General features: G+C 60.8%; 18 protein-coding genes. 1 reads left to right on the top strand and 17 read right to left on the bottom strand.

What is annotated here, in order from left to right; all coding sequences use genetic code 11:
* Nucleotides 1-13 precede the first annotated feature (13 nt).
* The 12 genes from ACJJU9_RS14825 to ACJJU9_RS14770 all read right to left on the bottom strand — a co-directional run bounded on the left by ACJJU9_RS14825 (nucleotide 14) and on the right by ACJJU9_RS14770 (nucleotide 13,780).
* Nucleotides 14-973 (bottom strand): oligopeptide/dipeptide ABC transporter ATP-binding protein, encoded by a 960-nt coding sequence (locus ACJJU9_RS14825; RefSeq protein WP_407728865.1) that lies wholly within the window; start codon nucleotides 971-973, stop codon nucleotides 14-16.
* The gene (locus tag ACJJU9_RS14820; protein WP_048386941.1) at nucleotides 973-1,962 is read right to left on the bottom strand and encodes an ABC transporter ATP-binding protein; all 990 of its coding nucleotides are present in this window, start codon (nucleotides 1,960-1,962) and stop codon (nucleotides 973-975) included. The genes ACJJU9_RS14825 and ACJJU9_RS14820 overlap by 1 nt, the downstream gene beginning before the upstream one ends.
* 2 nt (nucleotides 1,963-1,964) lie before the next feature.
* Nucleotides 1,965-2,849 (bottom strand): D,D-dipeptide ABC transporter permease, encoded by an 885-nt coding sequence (gene ddpC, locus ACJJU9_RS14815; RefSeq protein WP_407728864.1) that lies wholly within the window; start codon nucleotides 2,847-2,849, stop codon nucleotides 1,965-1,967.
* 1 nt (nucleotide 2,850) lies between these two features.
* On the bottom strand, nucleotides 2,851-3,867 hold the full coding sequence (locus ACJJU9_RS14810) for an ABC transporter permease (RefSeq protein ID WP_153333999.1): 1,017 nt from the start codon (nucleotides 3,865-3,867) through the stop codon (nucleotides 2,851-2,853).
* Nucleotides 3,868-3,943: 76 nt separating this feature from the next.
* A complete protein-coding gene (locus tag ACJJU9_RS14805) occupies nucleotides 3,944-5,515 on the bottom strand; it encodes an ABC transporter substrate-binding protein (protein ID WP_048369392.1) in 1,572 nt (523 codons plus the stop codon).
* 181 nt (nucleotides 5,516-5,696) lie between these two features.
* Nucleotides 5,697-6,248: a D-alanyl-D-alanine dipeptidase gene (ddpX, locus tag ACJJU9_RS14800; protein WP_262123637.1), complete on the bottom strand. Its 552-nt coding sequence runs from the start codon at nucleotides 6,246-6,248 to the stop codon at nucleotides 5,697-5,699.
* A gap of 37 nt (nucleotides 6,249-6,285) precedes the next feature.
* The gene (locus tag ACJJU9_RS14795; RefSeq protein ID WP_407728863.1) at nucleotides 6,286-7,140 is read right to left on the bottom strand and encodes a MurR/RpiR family transcriptional regulator; all 855 of its coding nucleotides are present in this window, start codon (nucleotides 7,138-7,140) and stop codon (nucleotides 6,286-6,288) included.
* Between the two features lie 190 nt (nucleotides 7,141-7,330).
* A complete protein-coding gene (locus ACJJU9_RS14790; protein WP_407728862.1) occupies nucleotides 7,331-8,374 on the bottom strand; it encodes a FecCD family ABC transporter permease in 1,044 nt (347 codons plus the stop codon).
* Nucleotides 8,371-9,318 carry a FecCD family ABC transporter permease gene (locus ACJJU9_RS14785; protein WP_407730999.1) on the bottom strand — a complete coding sequence of 316 codons (948 nt, stop codon included), beginning with the start codon at nucleotides 9,316-9,318 and terminating at the stop codon, nucleotides 8,371-8,373. The genes ACJJU9_RS14790 and ACJJU9_RS14785 overlap by 4 nt, the downstream gene beginning before the upstream one ends.
* 96 nt (nucleotides 9,319-9,414) lie before the next feature.
* A complete protein-coding gene (gene fepB / locus ACJJU9_RS14780; protein ID WP_407728861.1) occupies nucleotides 9,415-10,311 on the bottom strand; it encodes a Fe2+-enterobactin ABC transporter substrate-binding protein in 897 nt (298 codons plus the stop codon).
* On the bottom strand, nucleotides 10,304-11,623 hold the full coding sequence (locus ACJJU9_RS14775) for an NtaA/DmoA family FMN-dependent monooxygenase (protein WP_407728860.1): 1,320 nt from the start codon (nucleotides 11,621-11,623) through the stop codon (nucleotides 10,304-10,306). The genes fepB and ACJJU9_RS14775 overlap by 8 nt, the downstream gene beginning before the upstream one ends.
* A gap of 66 nt (nucleotides 11,624-11,689) precedes the next feature.
* Nucleotides 11,690-13,780, bottom strand: a complete 2,091-nt coding sequence (locus ACJJU9_RS14770) for a TonB-dependent receptor (RefSeq protein WP_407728859.1) — start codon at nucleotides 13,778-13,780, stop codon at nucleotides 11,690-11,692.
* A 257-nt stretch (nucleotides 13,781-14,037) separates the two neighbouring features.
* Between ACJJU9_RS14770 and ACJJU9_RS14765 the strand changes: the two genes are divergently transcribed.
* Nucleotides 14,038-14,823 (top strand): IclR family transcriptional regulator, encoded by a 786-nt coding sequence (locus ACJJU9_RS14765; RefSeq protein WP_088500249.1) that lies wholly within the window; start codon nucleotides 14,038-14,040, stop codon nucleotides 14,821-14,823.
* A gap of 3 nt (nucleotides 14,824-14,826) precedes the next feature.
* Here ACJJU9_RS14765 and ACJJU9_RS14760 read toward each other — a convergent pair whose 3' ends face one another.
* The 5 genes from ACJJU9_RS14760 to ACJJU9_RS14740 all read right to left on the bottom strand — a co-directional run bounded on the left by ACJJU9_RS14760 (nucleotide 14,827) and on the right by ACJJU9_RS14740 (nucleotide 20,784).
* Nucleotides 14,827-15,615, bottom strand: coding sequence for an ABC transporter ATP-binding protein (locus ACJJU9_RS14760; protein ID WP_048369264.1), 789 nt, complete (start codon nucleotides 15,613-15,615; stop codon nucleotides 14,827-14,829).
* A 130-nt stretch (nucleotides 15,616-15,745) separates the two neighbouring features.
* Entirely contained in the window at nucleotides 15,746-17,311 is a 1,566-nt protein-coding gene (locus tag ACJJU9_RS14755; protein ID WP_407728858.1) for a GMC family oxidoreductase, read from the bottom strand.
* Between the two features lie 12 nt (nucleotides 17,312-17,323).
* Nucleotides 17,324-17,881 carry a tat (twin-arginine translocation) pathway signal sequence gene (locus ACJJU9_RS14750; protein WP_407728857.1) on the bottom strand — a complete coding sequence of 186 codons (558 nt, stop codon included), beginning with the start codon at nucleotides 17,879-17,881 and terminating at the stop codon, nucleotides 17,324-17,326.
* Between the two features lie 129 nt (nucleotides 17,882-18,010).
* Entirely contained in the window at nucleotides 18,011-18,403 is a 393-nt protein-coding gene (locus tag ACJJU9_RS14745; protein ID WP_123751484.1) for a VOC family protein, read from the bottom strand.
* Nucleotides 18,404-18,603: 200 nt separating this feature from the next.
* Nucleotides 18,604-20,784 carry a malate synthase G gene (locus ACJJU9_RS14740; RefSeq protein WP_407728856.1) on the bottom strand — a complete coding sequence of 727 codons (2,181 nt, stop codon included), beginning with the start codon at nucleotides 20,782-20,784 and terminating at the stop codon, nucleotides 18,604-18,606.
* Between the last annotated feature and the right edge of the window lie 12 nt (nucleotides 20,785-20,796).

Genomic DNA, 20,796 nt, shown 5'->3' with positions numbered 1-20,796 from the left:
TACAGCGCTTTATTCACTGCTGCACATGACACCGGACACCCGTCTCAAGCGCTTGCGGCTGTTGGCAGCCGTCGGTGCTCAGGCTGCAGCGTTCGCGGAAGAAACACCCCTGGGGAAGGTTTCGGTTGCCCGGCAATTCGGTGGGCGCTGCCACCTGTTCGGCCCGCAATGGCACGCCCAGGCGGGGAACAGCTTCGAAGAGCAAGCGGGTGTACGGGTGGCGCGGCTGGTCAAGAACTTGCGCCGCGCTGCCCAGCTCGACGATCTGCCCCAAGTACATCACGGCCACCCGGTCAGACATGTGCCGTACCACCGAGACGTTATGGGAAATCAGGATGTAGGTCAGATTGCGCGCCCGTTGCAACTCGGCCAGCAGGTTGAGGATCTGCGCCTGCACCGAGATGTCCAGCGCAGAGGTGGGCTCGTCCAGCACGATGATGTCCGGGTCCGACGACAAGGCTCTGGCAATGGCGATCCGCTGGCGCTGGCCGCCGGAGAACTGGTGGGCAAAACGGTCGAGGTATTCCGGACGGATACCGACCTGGGCTGCCACTTTCGAGGCAATGTCGCGCATCTGTTCGCGTGAGCGCATGCCGCGCGCATAAAGCGGCTCGGTGATGATGCGCCAGATCGGCAACCTCGGGTTCAGTGATGATTGCGGGTCCTGAAAGACAATTTGCACATTGCTGCTGCCCTGGCCTTTTTTGCCGTTGGCCCAGCTCAACGCGCCACTGCTGGGGGCAACCAGGCCCATCAGCACTTGCGCCAGGGTACTTTTGCCACAGCCGGACTCTCCGACGATGCCCAGGGTTTCTCCGGCCCTGACCTGAAGGTCGATGCCATTGAGGGCATGGGCATAGCCGCGGGGCCGACCCAGCCAGTCATTGCTGACGGGGAAGCGCACCCGCACGTCGGTCAATTGAAGGATCTCGTGAGGCACCACGGCCACCGATTCAGACACTGCACTGTTCATCACGAAAGCTCCTTATGCGGTAGCCAGCAAGCGCTTTTACGTTGTTCATCGTGGTTGATGGCGGTCAACACCGGCCGCTCGCTGCATATCGGCAACGCATGCTGGCATCGCTCCGCGAACGTGCAGCCGACGGGCAGGCGCGAGAGATTCGGCACTTGCCCGGGAATGGTCATCAAGGGCTGCCCCGGCTCGACCATTTCCGGCAAGCCGCTGAGCAATCCCCGGGTGTAGGGATGGCGCGGATGGCGCATCACATCCGCGGTAAGCCCTTGCTCAACCACCGCGCCGGTGTACATCACGTACACCCGGTCACAGAACTGCGACACCAGGGCCATGTCGTGGGTGATCAACAGAATGGCAGTACCTTTTTGCCGGGCCTTTTCTTGCAGTAACAGCAGCACCTGGCGTTGCACCGTGACGTCGAGTGCGGTGGTGGGTTCATCGGCGATCAGCAACTGCGGCTCACATGAGAACGCCAAGGCAATCATGACCCGCTGGCGCATGCCGCCCGACAGTTCGAACGGGTAGCTGTCCAGAACCTGCTCGGGGCTGGCGATGTGCATGTCACGCAGCAGCTCGATGGCCTTGGCCCGGGCCTGTTGTGTGCTGATTTTTTGGTGATGGATGATCACGTCGAGCATTTGCCGACCGATCCGCCGCGTCGGGTTGAGTGCGGTCATCGGCTCCTGGAAGATCATCGCCGCATCACGGCCGCGAATCTTCAAAAGCTCTTTTTCAGGGGTGTTGAGCATGTCGCGATTGAGCATGCTCAGGCTGCCGGAGGTGATCCGGTAACTGCGCTCGGGCAGCAAGCGCATGCTGAGCATCGCGGTGACGGATTTACCCGACCCGGATTCGCCGACCACGCCCACAATTTCGCCGGGGTTGACGTGCAACGACACGCCATTGAGGGCCTTGACGCTGCTCTTGTAGGCCGGGAACTCAAGGCTCAAGTTGTCGATGGCCAACACTGGATTGCAAGTAGACATGCTTATTTCCCCTGCTGGCGTGGATCGAGCAGATCGCGTACGCCATCGCCCAACAAATTGAAGCCCGTCGCCGTGATCAGAATGGCCAGCCCCGGGAAGGTGGAGTACCACCAGTTATCCAGAATGTAATTGCGCCCGGTGGCGACCATTGCCCCCCACTCAGCGGTGGGCTGTTGCGCACCCAGGCCGATAAAGCCCAGGGCCGAGGCCATGAGAATGGCGCTGCCGATGTCCAGACTCAGTTGCACCAGCAGAGGCGGCATGGCGTTGCGCGCAACGTGCCAGTGGACCATGTGCCAGCGCTCGGCACCGAAGGTTTCGGCGGCCTTGACGTAGCCCATCTGGCGAATGCTCAAAGACTGGCCGCGGGCCAATCGCACATAAGAAGGGATCCGCACCAGAGTAATCGCCAGCATGGCATTGAACAGGCTGGCGCCCAGAGCGGCCGCCAGGGCCATGATCAGCACCAATGACGGCACCGACAGCATGATGTCCATCATGCGCATGGTCACGGCGTCGAAACGCCCGCCAATCACCCCGGAAAAACAGCCCAGCAGCCCGCCGATAAAGCATGCGGAAAAGGCCACGAACAAACCGACGCCGACCGATTGACGGCTGCCGAACAGTACCCGGCTGAACAGGTCACGGCCTACTTCATCGGTTCCGAACCAGTGCTCGGAAGACGGCGCGGCCAAACGCGCCGAGAGGTTCAGGGCGTTAGGGTCATGGCTGGCCAGCCACGGCGCGAAGATCATGCACAGCACCACCATCAGGGTGATGGCCAAACCGGCCATGGTCAGCGGGCTGCGGCGGATCTGATGGATCAAGTAGGCGGTTTGCTCGCGCCAGCGCGGGGTGGGGGCGGTGGAAGTCAGAGGAACGGACATTTCAATTCACCTCGCCGATACGCGGGTCGATCACGCGATACAGAAGATCGATGGCCATGTTCAGCAACACATAGATAAACGACACCAAAATGGCGAAACCCATTACCGCCGGGAAATCCAGCGACTGGATCGACTTGACGACGTAGGCGCCCATGCCGGGCCAGGCGAAGACGGTCTCGGTGAGCACTGCGCCGTAGAGCAGGTCGCCCAGGGTCAGGCCGAGCACCGTGACCGAAGGGATCAACGCATTGGGCAGGGCGTGGCGCAGGATCACGGTCCAGCGCGACAGGCCATAGGCGCGGGCCGTGCGGATATAGTCCTCGCCGAGCTGGTCGAGCATGGCGGAGCGAATTTGCCGGGCGATCACCCCCAGCGTCACGAAACCCAGTGTGGCGGCGGGCAGGATGAGGTGTTTGAGCGCGTCCATAAACAGGCTGAAGTTTCCGGCCAGCAGGGCGTCAATCAGGTAGAACCCGGTGATCGTGGTTGGCGGGGCAAGCCCTTCGGACAGACGCCCGCCACCGGGCAGCCAGCCCAGATGGCCATAAAACAGCACGATGGCGCCCAACCCCAGCCAGAAAGCCGGGGTTGAAATCCCGGTGACCGCCAGGGTCCGTGCAATCTGGTCGATGGCGCGGTTGTGATAGACGGCCGACAACACACCCAGCGGTACGCCCACCACAATCGCCAGGAACAACGCGACTACCGCCAGTTCCAGGGTCGCCGGGAAGAACGCCTGCAGGTCTTCGAGCACCGGGCGATTGGTGCGGATCGACGTGCCGAGGTCGCCCTGCACCAGGTCCAGCAAGTAACGGCCATATTGTTGGTACAGCGGCAAATCCAGCCCCAGTTGATGGCGGATGCCGGCTACCAGCTCATCGCTGGCACGGTCACCGGCAATCAGTCGGGCGGGGTCGCCAGGAATCAGATGGGAAATGGCAAAAGTAATCAGCGAAACACCGAACACGACCAGCAACAGGCCAAGCAGGCGCTTGCGCAACAACGTCAGGAAGGCCATAAGGCACCTCTGTTACTCAAACGACAGATATCAGAAAACCGTGCACGCCTTTAGCGGCGTGCACGAAAGCGCTGGTTCACTTGCTCATGCTGCCCAGGTTGAAGACCTGTTCGAGCATGGGGTTGAACACATAGCCTTTGACCGAATCACGCATCGGCAAGGTGTAGCTCTTTTGGTAGAGGTACACGTAAGCACTGTCGTTGAGCGCCAGCTTTTGCGCGTCCTGATACAACTCGACGCGCTTGGCCTGATCGCTGGTGGTGGCCGCTTCACGAATCAGCGTGTCGACCTGCGGGTTGCTGTAGAACGAGCGGTTGCCTTGCAGGCCCTGCATTTTGGAGTCGAACCAGAAGTTCATGAACATGTACGGGTCGGCGAAGTCAGGGCTCCAGGTGCCGACGGCGATGTCATAGTCGGCCTGGCCAACACGTTCGCGCAGGGTGGCGTTGGCAGTTTTTTCCATCTTGAGGTTAATGCCCAGTGGCATCAGGGCCGCTTGCAGGGTCAGGCCAATCGGTTCCCAGTTGGCGTCCTTGTCCGAGTACATGTAACTCAGGTTGGTGATCTTTTTCGGCACTTTGGCCAGGCTGTCGGCTGCTGCCGTCATGTCCTGCTTCATGTTCGGCAGCGAGCTGTCATACGCCCACATGCCTTTGGGGATCGGCCCGTTCAGCAGCTCGGCCTTGTCCTTGAGAATGCCGCTGACGATGCCCTTGTAGTCCACCGCTTCGGTGATCGCACGGCGGGCGTCAACGTTGGTCAGCGGGCCTTTTTTGTTGTTGAGGTACAGGTAGGTCACCCGCAGGGACGGGTACTCTTTGACTGCAATGCCTGGCTTGCTGGCCAGCGCCCCCAACTGGTCTTCGGGCATGTCTTCAATAATGTCGAGGTCGCCACGTTCCAGTTGCAAGCGACGTACCGAAGGCTCGGCGATGATTTTCAACACCACGGTTTTCAACGCAGGCGCGGGGCCGGCGTAGTGAGGGTTTGGCTCCAGGGTCAGCGACTGGCCTTTTTGCCAGTTGGCCAGACGATAAGGGCCCGAACCTGCGGTGTGGCTGGACAGCCAGGCGTTGGTGTCTGCGCCTTTGTTCGCCACCAGCGGGTTGATCACCGAGGCGCCGTTGTGGGCCAGGGTGTACAGGAACGGCGCAAAAGGTGTTTTCAGGGTGAAGCGGATGGTCTGCGGGTCAACCACAGTGACCACCATGTCTTCCGGGAATGCACCGGACGGCCCTTGCTTGAGGGTCATCAAACGGTCGAACGAGAATTTCACTGCTGCGGCGTCTACGGCGCTGCCGTCATCGAACTTGTTGCCCGGCTTGAGCTTGAATTCCCATACCAGGTTGTCGGGGGACACGGTCCAGCTTTCGGCCAGGTCGCCCTCGACTTCGGTGCTGCTCTTGTCACCGTCGGTCTTGTAGCCCACCAAACGCTGATAGGACGGGTAGGTAATGGTCCAGTCGTTGTTATCAAACGTCACGGCGGGGTCGAGGGTTTGCGGGTCGGCGGGTTTGCCGATAATCAGCGTGTCCTGCGCCACGGCGGCGGTAGCAGCCTGCCAGGCGCCGAGGCTCAAGGCGGCACACAAAAAACTCAGCGCCAATCTGCGGGCACGGGGAGGGGTGTGGCGGTTCACGGGGTTCATGACGGTCATTGCCGGTTTCCTTCAACATTCGATGTCTGGAAGTGGGTCAGGTTTTTTTTTGGAATCTATAACCGGGCAGTAGCAGTTGAAGCATGTTTGCAGCGTTTTTGTTGTTCTTTTCTGGCAGTGCGTTGGCCCTGAAACTCTTTGGTTTCATCGACCTTTACGGCTCAAACAGGTGTTACTCGTGGATCAACGGGTAATCGTCGGCGTTGGGTAATTCGTAATGCCACCATTCACTGGCGATCGGCTGAAAGCCGGCTCCGAGCATCACTCCTAACAGCAGCAAGCGATTGCGTTGCACCTGCACGGGCAAGTGTGGGTAGAACTGGTGCGAGGGCTCCTCCATGGTGTCGAAACCCGTGCCCATATCCAGCGCTACACCGTCGCCGTCCACCAGTGTCAGGTCAACCGCGACACCGCGACTGTGGTGTGAACCCAGGTGCGGATCGCGCACGTAGTCGCCGTTGGGCAGGGCTTCCCACAACAGGAACTGCGCAGCAGGCGGCCGGTAGGCGTCATAAATCAGCAGGCTGTAACCGGCCAGTCGCGCCAGTTCGCTGGCCTTGCGCAGGCAGGCAGCGGCATCGCGATGCAGCAGGCAACGGGTTGTCGGGTAGATCACTTTGCCGGCCAGATTGTCGGCAGTGGCGTAGATCATGTTGATCTGCACCTGAAACTGCCGGGCATCAATCTCAATCAGCGGGCTGGGACTGGTAACGCTCTGATTCACACACTCACTCAGGGTGAAATCGGTTGGGGCACTGCACTTAACCTTCGAACTGGCCGAAGGCTTTTTGCAGTTGACGGTTCTTGGCCAAACGTTCGTCCAGATGCTCGCCATATTGCTGCGCAACAGCTGAAACCATGAGATTCAACAGGCATGCCAGCGGCGCCGGGGAATCCCAGAATTGGCCAACATCGGTTTTGATCTGCAACAGATCCAGCGCGTAGTCACGGGCCCACGGGCATTGCAGGTCGGTAATCAGGGCCAGCGGCAATGCGTTTTCAAGGGCCGCCTGGCAGAAGGTCTGGGTCACACTGGAATACGCGCGAAAGTCGGCAATGATCGCGTAGGGGTTGTCGAAGCCTGAGTTCAAGGTTTCGGCATAAATACCGGACAGGCCGTCTACGTAGAAAACCTTGGGGCGGATGTACTCAAGGTGGCTGTGAAAGGCCGTGAGAATCCCGCGGGTGGACTGGATGCCGATAATAAACACGGCATCGGCTTCGTGGATGCGTTTGACGATCTGGGCAAAGGCTTCGCTGCGCGCCACTTCATAGACGTACTGGATCGCTTCGATTTCACGTTGCATCGAACGGTCGAGCGCGTCACCGCCGTTGCTTTCAGCGCGAAAGGCTGCAATCCGGTCGGTGATCAACCAGGACGCAGGCACTTCACCGCGCAAGCTCTGTTTGACGTCGTCGAGGTTCTGATAACCCAACGAGCGCAAGAACCGCCCGACCGAAATTCCGGTGGTTGAGGCTTGCAGCGCAATGCTGTCCGCGGACTCGAAAGGGAGTTGTTGCGGGTTGCCGAGCAAGTAACTGGCAATGCGCTTGCCGGTCGGCGTCATGCTGGAAAACTCATGTTCCAGCAACTGAAAAAAATTGTTTTTTTCCATAAAGATCAACGCGCGCCGACAGGTGAGTGTTATATGAGTGTCATTTTCACTCTTTGTGTTATCAACATAACATCAGTCTTCGAGCGGACACAACGGCTTTTCTGCGGATTACAGAGGAATTAATTTTTGCGTGGGAATGCGTTGTTTAAGAGCAAAAGATCGCGATGCAAGCTCGCTCCTACAGGGAGGGTTAGCCGATTGGCTTGCGACTTCGGGTCAGTAGCCACAGCAGGTAAAACCCGCCCAACAGCCCGGTGGTCAGGCCGATGGGCAGGTTGAGGTTCAAGGGGAAGCGCTGGCTCGCCAGATCGGCGCTGAGTAACAGCAGGGCGCCCATAATGGCGCCGGACACCAGCGGGATGTCCGGTGAGCCGGTCAGGCGTCTGGCCAGTTGCGGCGCTGCCAGGGCGATAAAGCTGATCGGCCCGGCCGCTGCCGTGGCGATCGAGGTCAAGCCCACGGCGGCCATGACCATCATCAGTCGCGAGCGCTCAACCGGGACGCCCAGTTGGCAAGCGGTGTCGTCACCCATCTCGAGAATGTTCAATTGCCGCGCATGGTAGATCGCAATCGGCACGATCAGCACAAAGCCTATTGCAGCCGGCACCACGTGGGACCAGGTGCGGGTGTTCAGCGAACCCGACAACCACAGTTGCGCGGTCATGGCCTGATCGAGGTCGCCGGTCACCAGCAAGACAGTGTTGAGGCCGGTGAGCATGGCGCCGACGCCAATCCCCACCAGCACCAGACGGTAGCCGCCCGTGGTGCGGCCTTTCAGCGACAGGACAAACACCACGGCGGCTGTGCAGACGCCTGAGAGTACGGCCGCCAGCGAGGTGCCCAATGGCCCGGCATTGAACAGGATGATTTGCACAATGGCGCCACTGGCTGCGCCGGTGGTAAAGCCAATGATGTCCGGCGAGCCCAGCGCATTGCGCGAGATCGACTGAAACACCGACCCTGCCATGCCCAACGCGGCGCCGACGAACACGGCGGTGAGCACGCGGGGCAAACGCACCCGCTGAATGATCCGCTCGGCCGTCGGATTGTCACCCAGGCCGAACAGGCTGACGAGCACTTGACCTGGGCTCAGGTGCAAGGTGCCGATGCCCAGCAACAGCACGGCCAGCAGCAGCGCCAAGAGCATTAAACCGGCGCCGATCAATGCCGCCCGTGGGCGCCAGACAAACGAGCAGTGGGCGAAACGAACCACGGCGGGCAGGCTGTTTTTCATAGTTGGCTCAGTCGGTACTTGCGCACCACAGCAATAAAGAAGGGCCCGCCGAGTAACAGGGCGACGATCCCGGCAGCGATTTCAGACGGGGCGACCACCACCCGGCCCAGCACGTCGGCGCCCAGCAACAGAATGGCCGCGTAGAGCCCGGAGTAGGGCAGGATCCAGCGATAATCCGGGCCCACCAGCAAGCGGGCAATGTGCGGTGCCACCAGCCCGACAAAGGCAATCGGCCCGGCCCCGGCCGTGGCTGCCCCGGCCAGCAGCATGACCGCCAGGCACGCCAGCAGCCAGGTCGAGCGCGGGCTGGCGCCGAGTGCCAGGCCCAGGTCCTTGCCCAACGCCAAAATGTTCAAGTTGCTGACAATCAGCAGGGCCACCGTGCAGCCGAGGCTGACCGCCACGGCCAAGACGGCGGCTGCCTCCAGCCCGCTGCGCTCAAGTGATCCAGAAGCCCAATGGCGAAACTGATCGAACACCTCGGTGGGGGCATTGAGAATGAAGATTCCGGTGATCGAGGTCAGCATGATCGACAACCCGGCCCCAGCCAGTACCAGCCGTACCGGGTTGTTCCCGCTGGAGTGGGCCTGGCCGATGATGAACACCGCTATCCCGGCCAGCCCGGCGCCGATAAAGGCAAACCAGACATAGGCCAGTGGCGTGACCACCTGGAACGCCACCGCGCCGATGATCACCGCCAACGCGGCACCGGCGTTGATCCCCAGCAGGCCCGGTTCGGCCAGCGGGTTGCGCGTCACGGCTTGCATGATCGCCCCCGCCAAGCCCAGGGCCAGCCCGGCGAGGATCGCCACCAGCGTGCGCGGCACGCGCATTTCGCGCACGATCAGGTGCAAGTCGTTATGCCGGTCGTAATGCCTGAGCGCGTCCAGCACCTGCGCCAGATCAATCGAGCGTGAGCCCAGCGTCAAGCTCAGCACACTCATCAACAGCAGCAGCGCCACGCCGCCGATCAGCCCCCGGTAACGCTTGCGTTGGCGGGCATCACCGCGTGCGGTGTATTGCAAAGACAATGGCCTCACTCAGTGAAAACTCCGTGCCACGGTGTCGATCATTTGCCGCCCCGAGTAATAGTCGATGCGAAACGAGCTGACTCCCAGCGGGTAGACCCGTTTATTGATCACCGCAGGCAGGTTGGCCAGCACCGGATCCGCGAGAAACGCTTGCACGTCGGCGTCATTGCCGCCGAGTAAAAACACGCTGTCACCGACAATCGCCCTGGACAGGTTTTCACGTGAAATAAATCCCACGTCCGAGCTGCGTCGCACTTGCGCGTCCAGCGCCTCGGGCAAACCCGCGACCTTGAAACCCAGCGCCGACAACAGGCGCGCCTGCGGGCTGCTCGGCAGGCCGACCGAGTAACTCCCGGCAATGTTATAGCCGACCACGCTCACCGGTTCGGCTGGCGGTGTCAGGGTCGCGGCAACCTGCGCGGTGTAGTCGTCGAAGCGCTTGATCGCGTCCTGTGCCTGCTGTTCCAGGCCCGTCACCTTGCCCAGTTCAACTGCCATTTGCTGCCAGCTCTGGTTCGAGTAGTTGACCACGGTGGTGTTGATGCCCTGGGCTTGCAGCTCACCCTGATGCTGAATCACGCTGTCGGCCCCGGTGGCAGACAGCACCAGCAGGTCCGGGTCCTGGCCGATCACCGCTTCGATGTCGAACAGCAAATTGCTGTACAGCACCTGCACCCCGCGTTGGTCGGCCACCTCAGCCCATTGCGTGAAAAAGCCCTTGGCGTCAGACAGCCGGCTGGGGGTGGTCGCGGCGGTGGCGATCAAGGGCGCGTTCATGGCCAGCAAGATGCCGGTCACGCTGGGAGTGGTCGAAACGATGCGCCGGGGTGTGTCGGCGGCGTGGGCGACACTGGCCAGCAGCAAGGCCGCCAGCGACAACAAGGGCAGGGCGCGCAGTTTAATCATCGGTGCATGGCTCGTTGAGGTGATGGGCAAAGGTCGAGCCGCTGTATTGCTCGCGGAAACGTCCGGCTTGTACCAGACGCGGCATCACCTGCTGCAGAAATAAATGCACGGACTCGACAGCCCCTCCCGGCGCCGCGATAAAGCCGTCGATGGCACCCGAGTCGGCCCATTCAAGGATCTGCTCCACGGCATCGTCGACGGTGCCCACCACTTGCCAGTGCGCCGCCGAAATCACTTCCGGGCGCAGCAGCAGTTGGTCAATGGTCAGTGATTCGCGTTCGATCAGGCGTCGCAGCAGGCTGTTGTGGGTACGGCTCCCGGCACTGGGCGGTACTTCAGGCAGATCGGCCCTGGTCACCAGGCGATCGGCTGCCCAGTTGCTCAGGTCGAGGCCGATCATGTCTTTGATCGACGCCAGTTTGCGCGTGCGGTCGAGGCGGGCATGGGTTTGCATAAACAGGGCGCGGGCTTCTTCGCGGGTGGCGGCCAGGTACAGGCTGAGGCCGGGCAACAAACGAATATCCGCCGGGTTGCGACCGTGGCGCAGGGCACGTTCAGACAGGTCGCGCCGCAGGTCTTGGGCGGCCTCTATGTCGGGCGTCGGGGCGAACACCAGGTCGGCCACCGAGGCCGCAAAATCGCGCCCGGAGTCTGACGCGCCGGCTTGAATCAGCGGGATGCGGGTGTCGGGGAAGGCGGGCAAATTGAGCGGGCCTTTGACCTTGAGGTGCTTGCCGTCATGGTTGATCGGATTGACCTGGGCCACGTCCGCATAACGGCCGCTGGCGCGGTCAATCTGCAAGGCTTCACTGGGGAAGCTGGCCCACAGCGCCTGCACCACCTGGGTGAATTCGGCGGCGCGCTCATAGCGCTCTTCGGCGCCGGGCATGTGTTCCAGGCCAAAATTTTCGTGGCCTTGCAGGGCGGTGACGATGTTCCAGCCCGCGCGGCCACGGCTCACCCAGTTCAGCGATTGCAACTGACGGGCAACCACGTACGGCGGAAAAAAGGTGGTCGAGACGGTTGAGACCAGGCCGATATGCGTGGTTTCCCGGGCGACGGCCGCCAGCAGCACGGTGGGGTCGAGGCTGGCAAAGCCGGAGCCGCTGGCAAGCATTTCGGTGGGCATGCTGCTGACGTCCGGGCGGAACACAAAGTCCAGGTGTGCGGCTTCGGCGCGGCGGGCCAGGTCAATGGCGTAATCAGCGGTGAAAATCCCTTCGATGTTGCTGTTTTCGCGTCTCCAGCCGTCGCCGCTCAACCAGGTGGGCGCCAGGGACAGTCCGATGTGCAGGTATTTTTTGCGACTCATGATCAAACCTTTGTGACCTGAATAAAAAGATCGCGAGACAAGCTCGCTCCTACAGGAGGCGTGGGATTAGAACGCGCCCTTGACCCCGATGCCGAACATCCGGGGTGTGGTCATGCTCGCTTCAAGGCCGCCGATGCCACGGTTTTGCTGCATGTAAATAGCGGAGCGGTCGTCGAAGACGTTCTTCACGTAGCCATACAGCTCGACCGCTTCACTGAAGCGATAACTCATGCGCGCATCGGTCAGGGTGTACGAGTCGATGCTCAGGCTCTTGGTGTTGGCGGTGTCGGAGTAGTAGCCGTCGAAATGCCGCACTTGCACCGACAGATTGGCTTTATCGGTGATGTCCCAGCTCGGGCCAAAGCTCAGGCTGTAGCCGGGGGAACGGGCAAATTCATTGGCTTCATACGATTCGTTGCTGGAGATCTTGTCGATGCGGGTGCGCAAGGTGCCAACGCTGCCGCGCAGTTTGAGGGTGTCCAGCACTTGGTAGTCCGCACCCAGCTCAAGCCCGTAGCCATGGGCTTTTTCGGCATTGATGGTGTACGACTGGGCGACGCCGGGCGAGATCACCACCGGGATGTTGTACTGCGCGTCCTTGAAGTCCATGTAGAACAGGTTGGCGCTGAGGATCAGCCGGTCATTGAGCAGGTTGGCGCGGGTGAACAGTTCATAGTTCCACACCGATTCTTCCTTGAAATCCTGCCACTGGCGGGTGCTCAGGTTAAGCGACATGCCGCCCGGGTTGTAGCCACGGCTGACCATCGCGCCGACGGTCCAGTCCGGGGTGGCGGCAAAGGCCAGCGACACTTTGGGCAGAAACGCCGAAAAGGTTTTCTGGTAGTCCAGCGGGCCGGGGGCGAGCACCGAGGTGCCCTGGCGGTCAATGCGGTCTTCCTGATAACGCAGGCCGCTGCTGAGGGTCCAGCGGTCGTTCAGGCGGTAATTCAATTCACCGAAGACACCGTAGTTTTCCTTGGTGTCATCAAAGCTCGACAGCCCCGACAGCAGCAGGGATTCATCGGATTTGGTGCGGGCCACATACACGCCGCCGACGCCGCTGAATTCGCTGTGCTGGTCACCAAAGGTCAGGCGCGTTTCGTTGGACAGGTTGTTCTGCTTGACGTCGGCGTCGCCCTGGCCGCGAATGCCGGTGTAGCGTTTGACACTGGAGTGCGAGTACTGGGCCTGGTTGAACAGTTTGAGGCCGTTGTCGAAGTCATAGCTGACATCGAGGATCCCGGTGTTGGTGGTCTGCTCCCACGACGGCATGGTCGTGGTGGTGTGGTCGAGCTTGTGGAAAGGCTCGGAGGCCGCTTCCTGGCTGGGGCGGTTGCTGTCGTTATGGACCAGTGTCAGCTTGGCTTCCAGTCCGGTGATCGAGCTGGGTAGCCAGAGCAGTTTGGCGCGGGCGTTCAGCGCGCTGAAGTCCTGATCGGTCTTGCCCTTCTGGAAGTTGGGGCTGGTGTAGTCAATAAACGTGTCGCGGGCCGAGTAATCCACCGCCAGACGGCCCGCCAGGTCTTCGCCCATCAGCGGGCCGGAGAGGGCAATCGAGGTGCGTTTGTGGTTGTAGTTGCCGATTTCGGCCTGGTACAGCGCCTCGGGGGTGAAGGTCGGGTTTTTGGTGTTGACGATGATCGCCCCGGCAATCGCGTTGGCCCCTTGCGAGGTGGTTTGCGGCCCGCGGAACACTTCGATGCTGTCCAGGTCCCAGACCGACGTCGCGCCAAAGAACATCTCGTTGTAATTCAGGTAATGGCCGTCGAGGTTGATCGTCGCGCGGGGCACGGTGCCGCCCCAGAACACGTTCTGCCCGTTGTTCGGCCCCTGGCTGTCCATCCCGCGAATGACCGGAGCGCCCACGGTGTCGGTGTAGATCACGTTGGGTACGCCCTGGAGCACTTCGTGAACCGTCGAGTCACCGGTTTTTTGCTGGTCGATTTCGCGACCGCTGATGACCGTGACCGACGAGGCGGTGTTCTTTAACTCACGCTCAAGTTTCTCGCCAGTGACGGTAATCGGCTCGAACACCAGCGATGTTTTCTTCTCGCTGACCACGCTCTCTTCTGCCAGCGCACAGGACGCGCCGAGCAGGGTATACAAGGTTAAAACGCTGAAACCACGGCTCAGCTTGCGGGATGGATAGGCCTTCAAGAGATGCTCCAAATGAGAATGATCCTCGTTAATGGCGATCCTAGCATGTAGCCATTACGTTCCTCAATAAGGAATTCATTCCTCTATGCGGTATTTGTTGGTGTGTACTACGCTGCTTTTTTTGTCCGCAGTAAGGGACGCTAAAGCCGGTATCATGCGCATCGCCGTTGCGTCATCGCGTCGTCGATGGATGCCTATTGAGAGACTGCTGCGAGACAGTGGCGAGGAGAGGTTATTTGAAGAAGTTGAAGGCCAGCGTGGACGACGAGGCCCCCGAGACCCCGAACGAAAAGCGCTCGGGCACGATTCAGTCGGTGGCCATTGCTGCACGGTTTTTGAATGTGCTGGCCAGCGCTGAGCGCGAACTGGCCTTGGGTGAAGTCGCCCGGCGCACCAGTACCGGCGGTTCCACGACCCATCGCTACCTGCAAAGCCTGGTCAAGGAAGGCCTGGCCAAACAGGACCCGGCCACCGGCCTGTATGACCTCGGCCCGGCGGCACTGAGCATTGGCATTGGCGCCCTCAAACGTGTGGACGCGGTAGAAATCGCCGCCGCGCAAATGAAAGCCCTGGCCTACCAGCATGCCGCCAGTGGCGGTGTGGCGATCTGGACCGACCGCGGGCCGACGCTGGTGCGCTGGTATCGCAGCGCCTACTTCTCCATCAGCCCTTTGGCCCTGGGCGATATCTTGCCGCTGGACAACACCGCCTGCGGGCTGGTGTTTCAGGCCTTTTTGCCGAAGACCACGATTGATGCAGCGCGCAAGCAACAGCCCGCGCATTTTCGCGGCACGCCGCCAACCAAGGCGGTGCTTGAAGACGTGCGCAGTGCCTGCTGGTCCGAGCTCACCAGCCACCTGCTGTCGAACGTGACCGGGCAGGCCGCTCCAGTGTTTGACGCCCAGGGTGAGCTGGTCTGTGTGATGACCACCGTGGCCGATCTGGGCCAGTTGAAATCGCCAGAAGATCGCCGTGCGCTGTTCCATGCGGCCAATCGGGTCAATCAGTCCACCGGCGGTTTGCCCTGGCAGGGTGGCGAGTAAGCCTTAGTCAATGGCCCGGGCCTTGGGCACCACCAGCGGGGTGCCGGTGATCGGGTCAGGAATGATCACCGATGCCAGGCCGAACACTTGCTCGACCAGCGCTTCGGTGAATATTTCACTGGGAGCGCCCTGGTCGACAATCGCACCGTCCTTCATCGCAATGATGTGTGAAGCGTAACGGCAGGCCTGATTCAGATCGTGCAGCACGGCGACAATCGTGCGGCCCTCGCGGTTGAGGCGGGCAAGCAGTTCGAGCAACTCGATCTGGTGGGCAATATCGAGAAACGTGGTGGGTTCATCCAGCAGCAGGATCGGTGTTTCCTGCGCCAGCACCATGGCAATCCACACACGCTGGCGCTGGCCGCCGGACAGTTCGTCCAGCAAGCGGCCGGCCAGTTCCGTGACCTGCGCTGCCGCCATTGCCGCGCTGACGGCCTGCTCGTCGGCCTGCGACCATTGGCGCAAAAAAGACTGATGCGGATAACGCCCACGGGCGACCAGATCGGCCACGGTGATGCCATCGGGGGCCACCGCCGTTTGCGGCAACAAACCGAGGGTGCGGGCAACTTCCTTGGCCGGCAACTGCGTGATGACCTGCTGATCGAGCAACACCTGGCCGCTGGCCGGGGTCAGCAAACGGGACAAGGCGCGTAACAAGGTCGACTTGCCACAGGCGTTGGGGCCGACGATCACGGTGAACGAGCCATCGATAATGCTGACCGAAAGATCGGTCGAAATCGTCCGTTGCTCGTAACGCAGCGTCACGGCATCGGCACGCAAGCGATGGGTCATGGAGAAGAGTTCCTGGCCAGTCAGAAGGGCGGCCAGTATCACAGATGCGGAATTTGTTCCGCAATACGGAAAGTGCGGGGCGATATCAAGATCAAAAGATCGCGAGGCCCGCGATCTTTTGATGTGAACGTTACGCGGCCTTGGTTTTAAGGGCCTCGGCAATGTAATCCGCTTGCCGGATGGCCAGGCTGACAATCGTCAGCGTGGGGTTTTCGGCCGCGCTGGTGGTGAACTGGCTTCCGTCCGAGATAAACAGGTTAGGCACCTCGTGGCTCTGGCCGTGTTTGTTGCACACCCCGTCAGCCTCTTTCAGGCTCATGCGGCAAGTGCCCAGGTTGTGGGTTGAAGGGTAGGGCGGCACGCGGTGGGTTTTCAGCGCGCCCACCGCTTCGTACACCGCGCTGCCTTGTTTGAAGGCGTGCTCGCGCATGGCCAGATCATTGGGGTGATCGTCGTAGTGCACGTTGGCCACGGGGATGCCCAAGTGGTCCTTGGTGTCACTCAAGGTGATGCGGTTGGTCTCGCGGGGCATGTCTTCACCCACCAGCCACATGCCCGCCAGATGCGTGTAGTTGTCCATCACACGGGTGAAATCCCGGCCCCAGGCGCCCGGATTAAAAAACGCCGCCATAAACGATGGGCCGAGAGAAATGGTCTCCATTTCATAGCCGCCGACAAACCCGCGATCCGGGTTGAAGCGCGACTCGTCACTGATCAGCCCCGCCATGATCGTGCCCCGATAGAAATGCACCGGGTCGTTGAACTCGGCGAACACCGAACCTGTGGTGTGGCGCATGTAGTGCTTGCCGACCATCCCCGAGCCATTGCCCAGACCGTGGGGAAACATCGCGCTGGACGAGTTGAGCAACAGTCTCGGTGTTTCAATCGCATTGCCGGCAATCGCCACGATACGGCCTTTTTGCCGGTGCAACTGGCCTTGGGCATCGGCATAGACCACGGCATTGGCGCGGCCCTTGGCGTCATGTTCGATGCGCACGGCATGGGCCTGGGTGCGCAAGTCGAGCTTGCCGGTGGCTTCGGCGGCCGGGATTTCGGTATACAGCGTGGACCACTTCGCGCCCATCTTGCAGCCCTGGAAACAGAACCCGAGCTGCATGCATTGTGCGCGCCCGTCACGGCCACGGCTGTTGATTGCCATGTGCCCGGTTGAACACTCCTTGTAGCCGAGCTTTTTGGCGCCGTTGTACATCACCTGAAAATTGTTGTTGCCCGGTAAACCGGGGATGTCGTGGGTGCGGGTCACGCCCATTTTGTTTTCGGCGCGTTCGTAAAAGGGCTCCAGTTCAGCCAGGGTCAAGGGCCAGTCCAGCAGGTTGGCGTCTTTGACATCGCCATACATCTGGCGCGCGCGAAATTCGTGTTCTTGCAGGCGAATACTGGCACCGGCCCAGTGGGTGGTGGTGCCGCCCACGGTTTTGCAGATCCAGGCGGGCAGGTTGGGGAAGTCTTTGGCGATCTGCCACGAGCCCGACGTGGTGCGGGTGTCGCCCCAGGATAATTGTGCAAACGAAGGCCATTCGTCGTTGATAAACGTTGCCGGGGATTGCCGTGCACCAGCCTCCAGCAACACCACCGGGATGCCTTTTTGGCACAACTCGTTGGCCAGCGTGCCGCCGCCTGCGCCGGAGCCGATGATGATCACTACCGAATCGTCGTCAAAACTGTAAGTCGTCATGTTCGCTGCTCCTCAAAACGCACTGGGACTGGCATCGGCTGGCGCGGCGGGTAGCCACTTCAGGTCATTGAAGCCGCGCATCAGGTAGCCGCCTTTAGGGAAGGAGGCGCCTTCGTAGCCGAAGTGCTCGTAGGCCAGTTCATTGCTGTACAGCGAGTTGACCGACGTGCCGCGCACCAGCTTGAAAAAGTCGCTGTTCTGGATTTTTTCAAGCAGGGCCACTTGCTGGTGTTCATCCAGGCTCGCCCACTTGCCGCCCGCCAGCGTGTCCAGCTCGGCGAGGCCTTTTTCCAGCTGCGGCAGAATTGAAGGATCGGCCGATGCGCGCTCATCCAGCGCCTTCACAGCAAAGGCGTAGACAGCGTCTTCCATACGGTCATGGGGATAAATGCGCCGCACCACGAGCAACAATTGCGACGCTGCATCACTGGGGAGTGTGTTCATTTGCATGGCCCAGGACTGGCTGGGAGCCAGCAGCGCAATAGGGCCGGAGCTGAACATGAGGGTGCCTAACAGCAGCCCGCCACTTCCTTGCAGGAAGCGACGACGATTGACCTTTAGGTCTTGCATGAAATGTCTCCTTGTTATTTTTATAGGAGTAACAGTGTCACAGGCAAATCACAGGTCGCGGGTAGGCGGGAGCGGGTGACAGCGGTAAGCCCGTCCAGCCGGACGCCGGTTTAAAGCAATCAGGTGTTTCTATTGATAGTGACCTCCACGTTGCAGCACCTCGATCTTGTAGCCATCGGGGTCCTGAATAAAAAAGAACCGCGCGAGCAGTTCGCCGTCTCTTTTAAATTCTTTGATGGGGGCGGGCGACCACTGCAAGTCGCTGAGGCGCTTGAACTGCTGATCGAGATCATCAACCACGAAGGCGGCGTGCCCGTAGCCCGTGCCGTGGGTGTACTCGGTCTGGCCCTTGTTCCAGGTGAGTTCTATTTCTGCGCCACTCTCGATGTCGCGCAGATACACCAGTGAGAAATCGTCAAACTCCAGGCGATGCGACTCGATAAGCCCAAACGCCTGCTGATAGAAATGCATGGATTTTTCGAGATCGCCTACGCGAATCATGGAATGAATAAACTTTGCCATTGCCTCATCCTGCCTTGGAATTCTGGTTCTTGTTATAAGCACATTCCAATGGATCATGAGACCAATTGCAGGAGGGCAGGTAATAGAGGGGTACTACGTTTTGGCATGGCGCGATCGATTTAAAGATCGCAGCCTCGCGCTGCTCGGCAGCGACTACAGATGCGTAGTCGCTGCCGAGCAGCGCGAGGCTGCGTCAAGGTTTACCCCTGCGACTGTTTATACGCCAGCCGGAACGTGTGCAGCAGCGGCTCGGTGTAGCCATTGGGTTGCGCGCACCCTTCAAACACCAACGCGCACGCCGCTTGAAACGCGACCGATTGATCAAAATTTGCCGCCATGGGCGTGTACTGCGGGTCGTCGGCGTTTTGCTGGTCAACCACTCGGGCCATGCGCTGCAAGATTTCGAGGGTTTGCTCGCGGCTGATCACGCCATGCAGCAGCCAGTTGGCGATGTGCTGGCTGGAAATACGCAACGTCGCGCGATCTTCCATCAGGCCCACGTCGTGAATGTCGGGCACTTTGGAGCAACCTATGCCTTGCTCAACCCAGCGCACCACGTAGCCCAGCAAACCCTGGGCATTATTTTCGACTTCTTCGCGGATGGTGTCCGCTGACCATTCGGCCTTGCTCACCACCGGCACGGTCAGCAGCCCTTCAAGCAGGGACTCGCTGACGTCGGCGTAGCGGGTCTGTTCGAGGGTGGTTTGCACGTCGTGTACCGACACCTGGTGGTAATGCAGCGCATGCAGGGTCGCCGCCGTGGGTGAGGGCACCCAGGCGGTGGTGGCACCGGCTTGGGGGTGGGCGATTTTCTGTTGCAGCATGTCGGCCATTCGGTCCGGCATGGCCCACATGCCTTTGCCGATCTGTGCGCGGCCGCGCAAGTTGCAATCAAGCCCCACCAGTACGTTGTTGCGCTCGTAAGCGGCAATCCACGGCGTGCCTTTCATGTCGCCCTTGCGCAGCATCGCCCCGGCTTGCATGGCGCTGTGGATTTCGTCGCCGGTGCGGTCGAGAAAGCCGGTGTTGATGAACGCCACCCGTGACGCGGCGGCGCCAATGCAGGCCTTGAGGTTGACGCTGGTGCGCCGCTCTTCGTCCATGATGCCCATTTTCAGGGTGTGACGTTGGAGCTGCAGAAGGTCTTCGATCCGGCTGAATAACTGCTCGGCGAAGGCCACTTCGGCCGGGCCATGCATTTTCGGTTTGACGATGTACACGCTGCCAGCGCGGGAGTTTCCCCGGCGTTGCAGGTCATGCACGGCGATCAGGCTGGTGATGACGCCGTCGAGAATCCCTTCGGGAATTTCCAGGCCCTGGTTATCGAGGATCGCCGGGTTGGTCATCAGGTGCCCGACGTTGCGGATAAACAGCAACGAGCGCCCCGGCAGCGTCAGCGGCGAGCCGTCGGTGCCGGTGTATTCGCGGTCGGGGTTGAGGCGTCGGGTGATGGTTTTGCCGTTTTTGACCAGGTCTTCTTTAAGGTCGCCCTTCATCAGGCCCAGCCAGTTGCGATAGACCTGCACCTTGTCGTCTGCGTCGACCGCCGCTACCGAGTCTTCACAATCGATGATGGTCGAGAGTGCGGCCTCCATCAGCAGGTCTTTGACCCCTGCGGCGTCCGACTGGCCGATGACGCTGTGGCGGTCGATCTGGATTTCAACGTGCAGGTCATTGTGCTTGAGCACAATGGCCGTCGGCTCGGCGGGGGCCCCCTGATAACCAAGGTATTGGGCGGCGTTGGCCAAACCGCTCTGGCTGCCATCTTTGAGGCTGACCAGCAGGGTTCTGCCTTCAATCTGGTAGCGCGTGGCATCCACGTGCGAGCCCTTTTGCAGCGGGAACGCCTGATCCAGAAACACCCGGGCAAACGCAATCACTTTGGCCCCGCGCAGCGGGTTGTAGGCGCGGCCCGCTTCAGCGCCGCCGTCGCTGGCGATCACATCGGTGCCATAGAGCGCGTCGTACAGCGAACCCCAGCGGGCATTGGCCGCATTCAGGGCGTAGCGCGCATTGGCGGCAGGCACCACCAACTGTGGCCCGGCCTGTGTGCTGATTTCGCTGTCGACGTTGGCCGTGTTGACCTTGACCTGCTCCGGTTGCGCCTGCAGGTAGCCAATGCCGCTGAGGAAGTTGCGGTACGCCGCCATGTCGGTGATCGGGCCGGGATGCGCGCGGTGCCAGGTGTCCAGCTCGCCTTGCAGGCGATCACGCTCGGCCAACAGGGCGCGGTTGATCGGTGCCAGTTCGTGCACTAGCCCGGCGAAACCGCTCCAGAATGCTTGCGCATCCAGCCCGGTGCCAGGCAGCACGTCGTGTTCAATGAAGTGGTGCAGCACGGGTGCAACCTTGAGGCCGTGGCAGTTAATGAAATCGCTCACTGTTATCTCTCC

The organism is Pseudomonas helleri (assembly GCF_045830615.1).
Classification (GTDB): Bacteria; Pseudomonadota; Gammaproteobacteria; order Pseudomonadales; family Pseudomonadaceae; genus Aquipseudomonas; species Aquipseudomonas helleri.
The sequence above is the reverse complement of the archived record's forward strand: the minus strand, read 5'-3'. Positions and strand labels throughout refer to the sequence as shown.

Coding starts and splice junctions, on each gene's coding strand:
- ACJJU9_RS14805 (WP_048369392.1), bottom strand. CDS start 5,515: ATGAACCCCGTGAACCGCCACACCCCTCCCCGTGCCCGCAGATTGGCG.
- ACJJU9_RS14810 (WP_153333999.1), bottom strand. CDS start 3,867: ATGGCCTTCCTGACGTTGTTGCGCAAGCGCCTGCTTGGCCTGTTGCTG.
- ACJJU9_RS14795 (WP_407728863.1), bottom strand. CDS start 7,140: ATGGAAAAAAACAATTTTTTTCAGTTGCTGGAACATGAGTTTTCCAGC.
- ACJJU9_RS14785 (WP_407730999.1), bottom strand. CDS start 9,318: ATGAGTGTGCTGAGCTTGACGCTGGGCTCACGCTCGATTGATCTGGCG.
- fepB (WP_407728861.1), bottom strand. CDS start 10,311: ATGATTAAACTGCGCGCCCTGCCCTTGTTGTCGCTGGCGGCCTTGCTG.
- ACJJU9_RS14790 (WP_407728862.1), bottom strand. CDS start 8,374: ATGAAAAACAGCCTGCCCGCCGTGGTTCGTTTCGCCCACTGCTCGTTT.
- ddpC (WP_407728864.1), bottom strand. CDS start 2,849: ATGTCCGTTCCTCTGACTTCCACCGCCCCCACCCCGCGCTGGCGCGAG.
- ACJJU9_RS14745 (WP_123751484.1), bottom strand. CDS start 18,403: ATGGCAAAGTTTATTCATTCCATGATTCGCGTAGGCGATCTCGAAAAA.
- ACJJU9_RS14825 (WP_407728865.1), bottom strand. CDS start 973: ATGAACAGTGCAGTGTCTGAATCGGTGGCCGTGGTGCCTCACGAGATC.
- ACJJU9_RS14820 (WP_048386941.1), bottom strand. CDS start 1,962: ATGTCTACTTGCAATCCAGTGTTGGCCATCGACAACTTGAGCCTTGAG.
- ACJJU9_RS14755 (WP_407728858.1), bottom strand. CDS start 17,311: ATGACGACTTACAGTTTTGACGACGATTCGGTAGTGATCATCATCGGC.
- ACJJU9_RS14750 (WP_407728857.1), bottom strand. CDS start 17,881: ATGCAAGACCTAAAGGTCAATCGTCGTCGCTTCCTGCAAGGAAGTGGC.
- ACJJU9_RS14775 (WP_407728860.1), bottom strand. CDS start 11,623: ATGAGTCGCAAAAAATACCTGCACATCGGACTGTCCCTGGCGCCCACC.
- ACJJU9_RS14760 (WP_048369264.1), bottom strand. CDS start 15,615: ATGACCCATCGCTTGCGTGCCGATGCCGTGACGCTGCGTTACGAGCAA.